This window comes from Arthrobacter sp. AQ5-05, from assembly GCF_003287975.1.
GTDB lineage: Bacteria > Actinomycetota > Actinomycetes > Actinomycetales > Micrococcaceae > Paeniglutamicibacter.
This window is the reverse complement of sequence record NZ_QMKQ01000013.1, coordinates 49,313-61,806: the sequence shown is the minus strand read 5'-3', so window position 1 is coordinate 61,806 and position 12,494 is coordinate 49,313. Positions and strand designations below refer to the sequence as shown.

General features: G+C 67.9%; 9 protein-coding genes. 8 read left to right on the top strand and 1 reads right to left on the bottom strand.

What is annotated here, in order from left to right; all coding sequences use genetic code 11:
- Window positions 1-506: 506 nt before the first annotated feature.
- Window positions 507-1,304: a GNAT family N-acetyltransferase gene (locus DQ353_RS12485; RefSeq protein ID WP_113763078.1), complete on the bottom strand. Its 798-nt coding sequence runs from the start codon at window positions 1,302-1,304 to the stop codon at window positions 507-509.
- 312 nt (window positions 1,305-1,616) lie between these two features.
- Here DQ353_RS12485 and DQ353_RS12480 point away from each other — a divergent pair, with 312 nt between their 5' ends.
- From DQ353_RS12480 to DQ353_RS12445, 8 genes are all read left to right on the top strand, one after another.
- Window positions 1,617-3,116, top strand: a complete 1,500-nt coding sequence (locus tag DQ353_RS12480; protein ID WP_113763077.1) for a helix-turn-helix transcriptional regulator — start codon at window positions 1,617-1,619, stop codon at window positions 3,114-3,116.
- 107 nt (window positions 3,117-3,223) lie between these two features.
- A complete protein-coding gene (locus DQ353_RS12475; RefSeq protein WP_113763076.1) occupies window positions 3,224-4,120 on the top strand; it encodes a universal stress protein in 897 nt (298 codons plus the stop codon).
- A gap of 19 nt (window positions 4,121-4,139) precedes the next feature.
- On the top strand, window positions 4,140-5,651 hold the full coding sequence (gene pdxR, locus DQ353_RS12470) for a MocR-like pyridoxine biosynthesis transcription factor PdxR (protein WP_113763075.1): 1,512 nt from the start codon (window positions 4,140-4,142) through the stop codon (window positions 5,649-5,651).
- A 123-nt stretch (window positions 5,652-5,774) separates the two neighbouring features.
- Window positions 5,775-6,956 (top strand): alanine racemase, encoded by a 1,182-nt coding sequence (gene alr, locus DQ353_RS12465; RefSeq protein ID WP_113763074.1) that lies wholly within the window; start codon window positions 5,775-5,777, stop codon window positions 6,954-6,956.
- Between the two features lie 157 nt (window positions 6,957-7,113).
- Window positions 7,114-8,505 (top strand): aspartate aminotransferase family protein, encoded by a 1,392-nt coding sequence (locus tag DQ353_RS12460; RefSeq protein WP_113763073.1) that lies wholly within the window; start codon window positions 7,114-7,116, stop codon window positions 8,503-8,505.
- 28 nt (window positions 8,506-8,533) lie between these two features.
- Entirely contained in the window at window positions 8,534-9,547 is a 1,014-nt protein-coding gene (locus DQ353_RS12455) for a phosphotransacetylase (protein ID WP_113763072.1), read from the top strand.
- A gap of 107 nt (window positions 9,548-9,654) precedes the next feature.
- The gene (locus DQ353_RS12450) at window positions 9,655-11,190 is read left to right on the top strand and encodes an APC family permease (RefSeq protein WP_286166797.1); all 1,536 of its coding nucleotides are present in this window, start codon (window positions 9,655-9,657) and stop codon (window positions 11,188-11,190) included.
- Window positions 11,191-11,298: 108 nt separating this feature from the next.
- Entirely contained in the window at window positions 11,299-12,375 is a 1,077-nt protein-coding gene (locus DQ353_RS12445) for a YeiH family protein (RefSeq protein ID WP_113763070.1), read from the top strand.
- Window positions 12,376-12,494: the final 119 nt, after the last annotated feature.

The window sequence follows — 12,494 nt, the reverse complement described above, 5'->3', positions numbered from 1 at the left end:
CCACGGTCACCGAGATGCCCCTCAAGTTCCCAGGGATCGGCAGCCGCGTCGGACAAGTGGCCGTTCTCCCCATAAAGAATGTGCCCAGTGCCTGGTCCGGGATTCTGCGCGCCGGCGAGATTGGGCAACCCCGGGCTGGTGGCAGAGCCATGCAAGGCTGCCGGACCCACGCGTGGGATGTTGCGCGATTGGTCGGTTGGATGGACAGCTACATGTTTCACGGCGATCACCGAACCTTGTTTCCGTACGTCAATTCTAGCTCCGGTAGCCGCGCGGGAGACCTGTCGCGGGCCCGGAACTTGTTTTGCGGTGGAGTCGGGCCGATGGGTGCACCACGGCGGGACGGTGCCCGGGGTGGATCAAATGACGATTCCCTGCGTCGTGCGGCAGCCGAAAGGGGTGCCTCCGCCAGGCCGAGGCGACCGCTGCCCTTGCCGTGCTGGTGGCTGCGGGTTCGGGCGGACGGGGCATCGACGACGGCCTTGCCGGGCGGTGGGGCCCAAGGTTCAGCGGGACCACATGTAGGGCGTGGTCGTCGAGGCCTTGAGCAGGCCGGAGCGTTCCAGGATGGGCCTCGAATATTCCGTCGAGTCGCTGTGGACCAAGGTCTTGCCCGCCGCGAGTGCCGACCGTGCCCGTGCCGCCGTCAGCGCGCGGTAGATGCCGCGCCCGCGGTAGGCCTCGAGGGTGGCTCCGCCCCAGATGCCGGCGAAATCGGTGTCCGGTACGGGCTCGAGCCGGCCCGCTCCGACCATGCGCCCATCGGTCTCGGCGACCCACAGCTCCATGCCGTCGTTGCGCGCGAGGCGTGAAACAAGTGCGTCGGCAAGGCGGGTGTCGGCGGGATCGCCGAAGGCCGCCTCGGCCATCTCGCTCATGGCGCGGACATCGGCATCGCTGCTGATCCGCCGCAACGCCACTCCTGCGGGCATGGGGGCGTCGTTGCACAGTCCCTCGAGGGCCCCGATCATGATCGACTCGGGTTTCTCGGGCACGAAACCATGGTCCAACAACGCCTCGTGCAGCCCCGGGGCGCGATCGTGGCCGCGGCTCTTCCATTCGACGCGGGTGATCTCCGGATCGGCACGGAAGTGGTCCAGCGCCCGGCCGACGAGTGCCGCAATGCCGCGCCCCTCCAGGTCCCCCAGGCCGCGGTAGGTGATGAAACCACGCCCGCCGGCGAAGGTCACCAGTCGCAGGGTGCCCAGCGCATCGACCCGGATCGCGCTGGGTGTCTCGGCGTCGGTGCGGAGCTGGTCGTCGTAGGCTTTGAGGTAATTCGCGAGGTCGTTCACCGGCTTCATGCTGTCAGTGCGGCATGTCCGGCGCAACCCCCCCCGTTGAACGGCAGCCACCCCGATGCCATGCGGCGGAAATGCCCGATGCGCACGGTCCGCATGCGAAGGAACTGCCGGCGCAGGGTTCCGCGGCCGCCGGCGGAATTCAAGGACCCCATCGGCCGCTCCTGATCCGCGTGCGTTCCTGATGGCTCTCGGACGGCCGTGCCGGCAAGGAACCCGGGAAAACTTGCCCAATCGCATGTTTGGGGGTTTCCCGAAGAGACTTTTTGGGCAAAGTGCTGGGAAGATCTCTGTTTCTTCGCGTACCCTGAAAATGTGAGCACCCCCACATGGAACCGGCCCGCAACGCCGGAAAAGAGCATCCTGTCCCCGGAGGACGCCGAAGAGCTGGACATCATTTCCCTCGGCCGGCGGATCCGCCACCTGCGCAAGGCCAAGGCGATGACCCTTGACGACCTCTCAGGGGCCGTGGGGACGGCGCCGAGCCAACTCTCGCTGATGGAAAACGGGAAGCGCGAACCCAAGCTGAGCATGCTCAAGTCGCTGGCTTCGGTCTTCGGCGTGGGGCTCGAGGAACTGCTCGGGGCCGAGCCGCCCACCCGGCGCGCGGCCCTGGAGATCGAACTCGAGCGTGCCCAGCGCGGCCCGCTCTACCAGGCGCTTGGGCTGCCCAAGGTGCGCATTTCCTCCCGGCTGCCCATGGACGTGCTCGAATCCCTGGTCGGGTTGCAGGGCGAGCTGGAACGCCGGCTCAACGAGCAATCCGCAACGCCCGAGGAAGCCCGGCGCGCCAACGCCGAGCTGCGCGGGGAGATGCGCGAGCGCAACAACTACTACCCGGAGATCGAGAAGGAAGCGTCCAAGGTGCTCAAGGCCATCGGCCACGCCGCCGGGCCGCTCTCGCACCACGAGGTCGCCGACATCGCCTCGCACCTGGGCTTCTCGCTGCACAACGTCTCGGACCTGCCGCACTCCACCCGCTCGGTGACGGACCTGAAGAACATGCGGGTCTACCTCACCCAGTCCCAGCGCTCCGAGCACTCGACCCGGTCGGTGCTGCTGCAGGCGTTCGGCCACCACGTGCTGGGCCACGCCACCCCGAGCGACTACGCCGAGTTCCTGCGCCAGCGCGTGGCCACCAACTACTTCGCGGCGTCCTTGATGATGCCCGAGAAGGCCACCGTCGAATACCTGCAACGCGCCAAGAGCGCCCGCGAGCTCGCGGTCGAGGACATCCGGGACGCCTTCGCCGTGTCCTACGAGACCGCTGCCCACCGCTTCACCAACCTGGCCACCGAGCACCTGGGCATCACGGTGCACTTCCAGAAGGTCCACGAGTCCGGCATCATCCACAAGGCCTACGAGAACGACGGGGTGAACTTCCCCATGGACCACATTGGCGCCATCGAGGGCCAGTCGGTGTGCCGGCACTGGACCAGCCGCGAGGTCTTCGACGTGGCCGACCAGTTCAGCGCCTACAACCAGTACACCGACACCACTGCCGGCACCTTCTGGTGCACCGCGCGGACCGAGCGTTCCACCACCGGCAAGTTCTCGCTGAGCATCGGGGTGCCGTACGTGCACGTGAAGTGGTTCCGCGGGCGAGACACCACCGAGCGTTCCATCTCCACCTGCCCGGACGAATCGTGCTGCCGCCGCCCGCCGTTGGAACTCCAGAAGCAATGGGCCGGGCAGGCCTGGCCCAGCGCCCGCGCGCAAACGCACCTGCTGGCAGCCATGCCGCAGGGGGCCTTCCCCGGCGTCGACGAGACCGAGGTGTATTCCTTCCTGGCCCAGCACTCCGGCGACAAGTAGTGCCCTCCGTCACATGGTCGTCATCCTTTCCGCCTGCCGGGCATTGCTGGTAGGTATAGGAGGCACCCAGCACCACCTGCCGAACTCCCACCGAAGGGGACACTGAAATGAAGTATGTCGTCGGATGCATTGCGGACAAGCGAGGCCGCGAGGCGATCTCGCTTGCCCTGGCCCTGTCCAAGTCGCTGGCCGCGCCGACGCATGCCGAACTCGAGCTGGTCCACATCATCCGCGGGGCCGCGCCCGAGGACGCGGGATCGCACAGCGAGCGCGTCTACCAGCAGTTCCTGCGGCAATCCGCGCAGAAGTGGATGGACCGCGCGCGGGCACTGGTGCCCTCGAGCATGACCGCGCGCACCCACATCCGCTTTGCCGGGTCGATGGCCGAGGGCCTGCTCGAGGCCGTCTCCGCGTTCAAGGCGGACCTGGTGGTGGTGGGCGCCGCCAGCCACGGGCCGTTCCGGCGCTTCACCGTTGGGTCCGTGGCCAACGCGCTGCTGCATTCCTCCCCGGTGCCCGTGGCCCTCGCGCCGTCGGGGTACCTGCCGCCGCGGGAAATCACCCGGATCACCTGCGCCCTGGGCACCCGCACGGGAGCGGACTCGGTGCTGGAGGTCGCCGTGGATTCCGCCGCGATCCGCCACGTGCCGCTGCGGCTGATTTCCCTGGTGGCGCTGGACGGGGATTCAAGCCACGCCGATGCCGGGCAGTGGGCCCGCGCGCATGCCGCCACGACGCTGGAACGCGCCATCGAAGGGGTGCGGGCCCGCACCATCGTCACCGCCGACGTGGCGCAGGGGAAGTCCACGGAGGCGGCCATCGACTCCCTGGACTGGGACGAGTCGGAAATCGTGATGATCGGGTCCTCCCGCCTGGCCGAGCGCAGCCGGATCTTCCTGGGATCCACCGCCAACAAGATGCTGCGCGCGCTGCCGGTACCCATGGTCGTGGTCCCGCGCTTCCACGTCCCGGTCCCGGCCGCCGCCCGCCAGGGACACATCTAGGGCCAGGCCCGAACCATCCATGACGCCACCAAACCAGCACCTGCCCCCGCCGCGCCACGCACTGGTCCGCGCCCCGATCGCGGTCAGCTCCGATGCCGGGGAGCCGCTCTACCGGCAGCTGCGCCAGGCCCTGGAGCACCAGATCCTCTCCGGCTCGCTGGTGCCCAACCTGCCGCTGCCCTCCTCCCGGGAACTGGCCCGCGAACTGGGACTCTCGCGCAACACCGTGAACGCCGCCTACCAGGAAATGCTTGCCTCCGGCATCATCGAGTCCCACTCGCGGCGCGGCTACTTCATCAACACCCAGATGCTGCGCAAGGCGGTCCCGGATTCCGCAGTGGCCCCCGCGGCCGGCTCGACGGTGGACTGGTCCCGGCACATCCGTCCCCGCCAGGACGCCGGAATGCCGGAGATCACCAAGGTCCGCGACTGGTCCAGCTACCCCTACCCGTTCGTGGCCGGGCAGGTCGACGAGCGCGACTTCCCGCGGCTGGGATGGTCCCGGGCGTTGCGCGACGCATTGGACCCGCCGCACCTGTTCTACTCGCTGCGCGACTCGGTCGACGAGGACGACCCGTTCCTGGTCGAGGTCTTGTGCAAGCACGTGCTTCCCGCTCGCGGCATCCTGGCCCGGCCCGAGAACATCCTCATCACCGCCGGCTCGCAGCAGGGCCTGGACCTGCTGGCGCAAACCATGATGGGCACCGACACCCTGGTGGGCGTCGAAAACCCCGGGTACGTCGATGCGCGGCACACCTTTGCCCGCACCGGGGCGACGCTGCGCCCGCTTGAAGTGGACGAGCACGGGCTTCTCCCGCCCGATTCCCTGGGCGAACTGGACCTGCTCTACCTGACGCCCAGCCACCACAGTCCCACCAATGTCACGCTCTCGGGATCCCGGCGCCGGCATATTCTCGACGGCACCCGGGACGCCGGGGCGCTGGTCATCGAGGACGACTACGACTCCGAGTTCCGCTACCGCGGCAAGCCCACCCCGGCGCTCAAGGCCCTGCCGGACTCCGAGCACGTCATCTACCTGGGCTCCTTCACCAAGTTCCTGGCCCCGGGGCTGCGCATGGGCTACCTGGTGGCCGAGGCCGAGCTGGTCACCGAGCTGCGCAACCAGCGCCGCTACAAGATCCGCCACATTCCCGGCCACCCGCAGCGGGCCATGGCCCTGCTGATCGAATCCGGGCAGTACCACCGCACCATTTCCCGGCGCCGCACCCAGCTGGCGCGCAAGTGGCAGGTGCTCGTCGAGGCGCTGGAGGAGTTCGTGCCGTGGAAGATCACAGCGCCCCCGGGCGGGGTGAGCATCTGGATCCGCGGCCCCGAAGACCTGGACTGCGTCGCGCTGGCGGCCGCGGCCCTGGAGGCCGGGATCGTGATCGAGCGCGGGGACGTGTTCTTCGACGATCCGGAAGCCAACCGCAACCACTTCCGCCTGGGCTTCGCCGCGATTTCCCTCGAGGCCATCCGTCCCGGCATCAAGGAACTGGGCCGGGTCATCGCCTCCCTGCCAGCGCGCTAACGCGCCGCACCCTCGGTGGACCCAAGGAAGCGCCCCCGATCTGGATCTGGGCCGGGGGCCGAAGGTGCAGAACAGTTGAACCCAACGGCGCCGAAGCGCACCCACGACGAAGGAGTCCATGCCATGAACCGGTCAAGCACGCTCAAGAACACCGCCGCATCCGCTTACCGCAACGACGAGGGGTTCGTGCCGCAACGCGCGGCCTACATCGAGACCGCCGCGATCACCGCCAACGTACGGGCCCTGCGCGAGGTCGCGAAGAACTCCAAGGTCCTGGCCGTGCTCAAGGCCGACGGCTACGGGCACGGCATCGTGCCCGCGGCCCGTGCCGCATTGGAAGGCGGGGCCGACTACCTGGGCACCGCGGTGCTCGAGGAGGCCTTTGCGGTGCGTGCCGCCGGCATCACCGCCCCGCTCTTCTCCTGGCTGTCCGCGCCCGGCGCACCCTATGGCCGGGCCATCGCCGAGGACATCGAGCTGGCCGCCTACTCGCTGGGCCAGCTGCGGGAAATTGCGGAGGCCGGGCGGCAGGTCGGCGTCGTGCCGCGGATCCACCTGAAGATCGACACCGGGATGTGGCGCGGCGGGGCGACGCTCGAGGACTGGCCCGAGCTCTGCGCCGCGGCCCGGGCGCTCGAGGCCGCAGGCAAGGTGCGGGTGTTGGGCATCTGGTCCCACCTGGCCTGCGCGGACGAGCCGGGACACCCATCGGTACGCGTGCAGCTGGAGGTCTTCAGGCAGGCGATCGCCACGGCCCGCGCCCTGGGGCTGGACCCGACACTGTGCCACATCGCCAACTCCGCCGCGACCCTCGCGAGCCCCGAGGCGCACTTCGACATGGTCCGCCCCGGCCTGGCCGTCTACGGGGTGAACCCGCTGGCCCAAAGGGACCGGGGCAGCGGTCCCGCGCTGCGCCCGGCCATGAGCCTGGGTGCTGCGGTCGTGCAAACCAAGCGCGCACCGGCCGGCGCCGGGGTTTCCTACGGGCACACCGAATCCACCGCGCGGGAGACCACGTTGGCGGTGGTGCCGTTGGGCTATGCCGACGGGGTCTTTCGCAGCGCCAGCTCCGCGGGCCCGGTGCTGATCGGGAAGCGGGTCTACCGGGTGCTGGGCCGGGTCTGCATGGACCAATTCGTGGTTGACGTGGGTGACGACGATGTCGCGGCCGGGGATGCGGCGCTGCTTTTTGGTCCGGGGGACTCCGGGGAGCCGCACGTGGAGGCGTGGGCCGCGGCCGCCGGGACCATTCCCTACGAGGTGCTGACGCGCATCGGATCCAGGGTGCCACGGATCTACCTGTAGGTAGGTTGCTGGTACCTAAAAAGGGACGGCAATTTGGGTCTGGGAAAGGGCCCAGTATGCGGGCAGAGTGATACACACCACAGCAAGTCATTGGTGGCGAGGACCGCGGCGAGGTTGCTTCGGGTCCTGTCAGGAAAACTTTGAATGGAGGGGTCTCGTGACCAACTCAGACATCCGCAATCGTGCACAGCGGCATCTCTACCCGCACTTCACCACCGGTCAGGTGTGGAACGACCCGAACCTGCCGATCATCGTCAAGGGCGAGGGAAGCTACCTCTTCGACGAAGACGGCAACAAGTTCCTGGACGGATTGGCCGGACTCTTCTGCGCCAACATCGGCCACGGACGCCAGGACATCCCGAAGGCCGCGTACGAGCAGATGTCCAAGCTGGCCTACTGGACCAACTGGGGCTCGGCGCACCCGGCAGCAGTCGATGCCGCCACCGCCATCGCCGACCTGGCCCCGGGCGACCTTGACGTTGTCTTCTTCGTGAACTCCGGCTCCGAGGCCGTCGAATCGGCCATCAAGTTCGCCCGCCAGTACCACCGCAGCCAGGGCGAACCCGAGCGCACCAAGATCATCGCCCGCGACATGGCCTACCACGGCACGACCCTTGGCGCCCTGGCCGTCACCGGCATCCCGGCCTACAAGGAGGCCTTCGGCACGCTGATGCCCGGGGTCTTCCACGTCCCGAACACCCTGGGCGAGGTCGTCCCGGAAGGCGGAACCGCCGCGGACCTGCCCTCCGTCCAGGCCATCCGCGAGGTCATCGCCCGCGAGGGCGCACACACCATCGCCGCGCTCTTCGCCGAGCCGGTGCAGAACTCCCGAGGCGCCCTGGTGCCGCCGGCAGGCTACTGGCAGGAACTGCGTTCCATCTGCGACGAGCACGGCATCCTGCTGGTTGCCGACGAGGTCATCACCGGCTTCGGCCGCCTCGGCGAGTGGTTCGGCAGCATCAAGTACGGGGTGGTCCCGGACATGATCACCTTCGCCAAGGGCTCGACCTCGGGCTACGCACCGCTGGGCGGGGTCATCATCCGCAAGCCGCTGGCCGACGGCATGCTCGCCTCGCCGCTGGCCGGGGTCTTCACCCACGGGGCCACCTGGGGCGGGCACCCGGTCTCCACCGCGGTGGCCGTGGCAAACCTCAAGGCGCTGAAGGAGGAGAACGTCGTGGGCAACGTGCGCAGCCTCGAGCCGTACTTCCAGAACGGACTGGACCAAATCCTCTCGGCGCACGACGGCATCAAGGAATACCGCGGCACCGGGTTCTTCTACTGCATCGAGCTCATGGGCAGCCGCAGCGAGGGCCGCGAGCTGACCGCCGAGCAGTCCAAGGCGCTGCTCACCCAGGTCATGCCGAAGGCCATGCGCGAGGTCAACCTCATCACCCGCCCGGACAACCGCGGCGCGACGATGTTGGTGCTTTCCCCGCCGCTGGTTGCCGACCAGGACGTGCTCGACGACCTGCTGAACAAGGTCGACCACGTCATGGGCGCGGTGGACAGCTACCTCAAGGCCCCCGCCGCGCTGGCCTCGGTCTAGGACCCCGGGAAACCAGGAAGGGCACCAGATGACCATTGCACCGGTGCGGCCCCAGGGGGTCGACGAAAACATGCTGGCCCGCTTCTTGGCCGGCCATCCTGCCGGCACCTCGGGCCGCATCATCCTTGCCGACGGGCACGACGCGCGGGCCATCACCGCCGCCGGGGTGCTCAACGAGATCGGCCTGGAAGTCATCCTGGTTGGTGAGCGCGAGGGCATCAACGCCCTCGCGCTCACCGAGGGCGTCACGCTCACCGACGCCACCACCATCATGGATACCGCCGACCTGAGGGACAGCGCCGCCGGGGCCCACCTTGCCGAGGTCGTCGCCAGGCTAGGGGCGGAGAAGACCGCCGGGTGGATGGATGACCCGCTGTTCCTGGCCGTCGCCGCGGTTCCGGCGGGGCTGGGGGTGGCAGCCGTCGCCGGGGCCACCAGGCCCACCTCCGACGTCTTGCGTGCGGCCCTTCGCGTCGTGGGAACCCGCGAGGAAGGTGGCACCATTTCCTCCTCGTTCCTGATGCGGCTGAACGACGGACGCTACGTGGGCTACGGCGACTGCGCCGTGATCCCCACCCCCGATTCCACCCAATTGGCACACATCGCCACCGCCACCGCACGGACCTTCGCCACCCTCACCGGGCAGGAACCGGCGGTCGCGATGCTCTCCTTCTCCACCGCCGGTTCCGCCGAGCACGAAAGCATTTCAACGGTCCGCACGGCCACGGCGTTGGCACGCGAGGCCGAGCCGATGCTGCAGATCGACGGGGAACTGCAATTCGATGCGGCGCTGCTTGAATCGGTGGCCATCTCCAAGGCTCCGGGTTCCGCGGTGGCCGGACACGCCAACGTCTTCATCTTCCCCAACCTGGCCGCCGGAAACATCGGGTACAAGATCACCCAACGCCTCGCCGGCGCGCAGGCCTACGGGCCGATCCTGCAGGGATTGGCCGCACCGATCAACGACTTGTCCCGCGGAGCAACCGTGGCGGACATCGTGAACGTTTCACTGATCAGCATGATGCAATCCCAAAAATCTTGACCCCGACAGGTCCGCCCGCCAGGGCGAACCGACAAACCCCCCCCATGGTGACGCAGGCGTCGCCGTGCAAGAACGAGGTTCAAATGAAAGCCACAACAAATAAGACGGTGACAAGTCCCATGGCATCGGCTTCGCCAGGTTTCGACGGTGACCAGCCCGAGCGCATGGAAAAGACGCTCAAGGCCCACTGGGTCTGGGCCATTGCCCTGGGCTCCGCGGTGGGTTGGGGTGCCTTTATCCTGCCCACGGACTGGCTGGCCATGGGTGGACCGCTCGGGGCGGTCTCCGGCTTCCTGATCGGCGGCGCGTTGATGGTGCTCATCGCCGTCAGCTACGGGTTCCTGATCAAGTCGTTCCCGGTCTCCGGCGGCGAACTGGCCTTCGCCCTGGTCGGATTCGGCCGTACCCACGCCTTCTTCTGTGGCTGGTTCCTGACCCTGGGGTATACCTGTATCGTGGCGCTGAACGCCTCGGCGCTGGCGTTGCTCTTCCGCAAGCTCATGCCCGACGTGGTGCAGCAAGGCTATCTCTACACGGTGGCCGGCTGGGACGTCTACCTGGTGGAAGTCATCATCTCGATGGTGGCCCTGGCTGTCTTCGCCTACCTCAACATCCGCGGCACCGCGTTGTCGGGCCGCATCCAGTTCATTGCCTGCGTGATCATGCTCATCGCGGTCGCCTGCATCCTGGTGGCCGTCATTGCCAGCCCGCAGGTCGTCTTTGCCAACGCCCTTCCGGCGTTCCCGGAGAATGTCAATCCTATTGCCGCGATAGCTGCGATCGTCGCGATTGCGCCCTGGGCATTCATCGGCTTCGACAATGTGCCGCAGGCTGCGGAGGAGTTCGACTTCCCGCCGGCCAAGGCCATGAAGTTGATTGTCCTGGCGCTGTTGGCAGCTGCGTTGCTCTACGCGGCCATGATTGCCGCAGTTGCGATGGCCGCACCATGGGAGGCATTGGTCGCCGGGGATTCCGCATGGGGCACCGCGGATGCGTTGACCGGAGTGCTGGGCGGCTCGGGTCTGCTGCTGCTGACCATCGGAATCACCATGGGCGTGAGCACCGGCCTGAATGGTTTCTACGTCTCGGCCAGCCGCATCCTGCTGGGGATGGGACGTGCACAGATGGTCCCGAAGATGTTCGCCCGGCTGCACCCCAAGTACAAGACCCCGTACGTCGGAGTCATCTTTGTTGGTGCTGTATGCCTCGTCAGCCCATGGTTTGGCCGTGCCGCACTGACCTGGGTGGTGGACATGTCCGCGGTCGGAGTCACCGTCGCCTATCTCTACACCTGCCTGTGCGCGTTCAAGATCTTCCGTCCGACCAACTCCGTTGAGCGAGCTGGCGATCTGGAAGGCACCCGCTCGACCTCCAAGAAGGTGCTCAGCGCGCTGGGCGCGGTCACGGCGCTGGTGTTCATGGCCCTGCTGCTGGTCCCGGGCTCCCCGGGTGTGCTGGGCAAGGAGTCGATGTCCGCGTTGGCCGTTTGGACCCTGCTGGGCGTGGTGTTCTTCATGATGCGTCGCAAGCACAACAAGACCCTGTCCGACGAGCAGGTCGACATCCTGGTTCTCGGAGCCCCGAGGCCGGAGGGTACCAAGCTCAAGGCCTCGTCCGCCAGCGCTGACCCGGCGGGAAACTGACGCCGGGATAAACCCGGGGCACAATAGTAAACATATCCAGCGCGTGGTTCGTGGTGCGGCCGCAGGCCGCACCACGAGCGCGTCTCTTTTCCAAGGAGCATTCCCCTCATGGCCAACCAAACACACGAACCGGTGGTGCGGTCCAAGGGTCCGGGTTCCTCCCGTGCGGGCAAGGCCCGCTCCTGGGCTGTGACGCACTGGGCCGGACTTGCCGCCTGTGCCGTGGCCGTCCCGCTGTCCTTCCTGGTCCACCTGCTTGTCCCTTCCATCCCCGTGATGACCACCGCGGTGGTGCTCGGCGTGCTGTCGGCCAACATCCCGGGCCTGTCCACCCTGGTGGCCGGACCCCTGCAGAAGGGCCTGGGATTCGCCGGGAAGAAGCTCATGCGCGTCGGCATCGTGCTGCTGGGCCTGAAGCTGAGCATCGTCGATGTCCTGGACCTGGGCTGGTTGACCTTCGTGGTGGTCGTGGCAATCGTGCTGCTGGCCTTTGCCGGGACCTACCTGCTGGGCAAGGCGTTCAAGCTGCCCGGGGACCAACCGCTGCTGATCGCCACGGGCTTTTCCATCTGCGGCGCCTCGGCCATCGGCGCGATGAGCGCGGTGCGCCGGTCCAAGGACGAAGACACCGTGATCCCGGTGGCGCTGGTGACCCTGTGCGGCACCCTGGCCATTGCCGTGCTGCCGCTGCTGATGGGCCCGCTGGGACTGGGCCCGGAGGCCTTCGGCCAGTGGGTCGGCGCCTCGGTGCATGACGTGGGCCAGGTCGTGGCCACCGCGCAGACCGCCGGTGCCTCCGCGTTGGCCATCGCCATCGTCATCAAGCTCACCCGCGTGCTGACCCTGGCCCCGATGGTCGCCGCCGCCGGAATCATCAGCCGCCGCAGCCAGGGAACCGGCTCCGAGCACGCGGGGCTGAAGCTTCCCCCGATCATTCCCGGGTTCATCATCGGGTTCGTGGCCCTGGTGGCGGTGCGCTCGATCTTCGAGGTTCCGGTCGAGCTGCTGGACGCCGCCACGATCGTGCAGGACATCGTGCTGGCCGCGGCGCTCTTCGGCCTGGGTTCCGCGGTGCGAATCCGCCAGCTTTTCGCCTCCAAGGGCGCCTCGATCCTCATGGCGCTGTGCGCGTGGGCGCTGATCGCGGGCCTGGGCTATGCGGGGGTCCTGCTGCTGCAGCTCTAGGGCAGGGGGCGCAAGAACCGACCCGAAGGGCTAGTCTGCCGGGATGGTTTCCGGCGGACTAGCCCTTCCCTGTTTTTCGGTGTGGTGATGCACCGGAGGCCAGGGGGCGTCTTCGGCGC

Excerpts from the sequence above, each read along its gene's own strand:
- DQ353_RS12485 (WP_113763078.1), bottom strand. The coding sequence starts at position 1,304 with ATGAAGCCGGTGAACGACCTCGCGAATTACCTCAAAGCCTACGACGAC.
- DQ353_RS12475 (WP_113763076.1), top strand. The coding sequence starts at position 3,224 with ATGAAGTATGTCGTCGGATGCATTGCGGACAAGCGAGGCCGCGAGGCG.
- pdxR (WP_113763075.1), top strand. The coding sequence starts at position 4,140 with ATGACGCCACCAAACCAGCACCTGCCCCCGCCGCGCCACGCACTGGTC.
- alr (WP_113763074.1), top strand. The coding sequence starts at position 5,775 with ATGAACCGGTCAAGCACGCTCAAGAACACCGCCGCATCCGCTTACCGC.
- DQ353_RS12455 (WP_113763072.1), top strand. The coding sequence starts at position 8,534 with ATGACCATTGCACCGGTGCGGCCCCAGGGGGTCGACGAAAACATGCTG.
- DQ353_RS12445 (WP_113763070.1), top strand. The coding sequence starts at position 11,299 with ATGGCCAACCAAACACACGAACCGGTGGTGCGGTCCAAGGGTCCGGGT.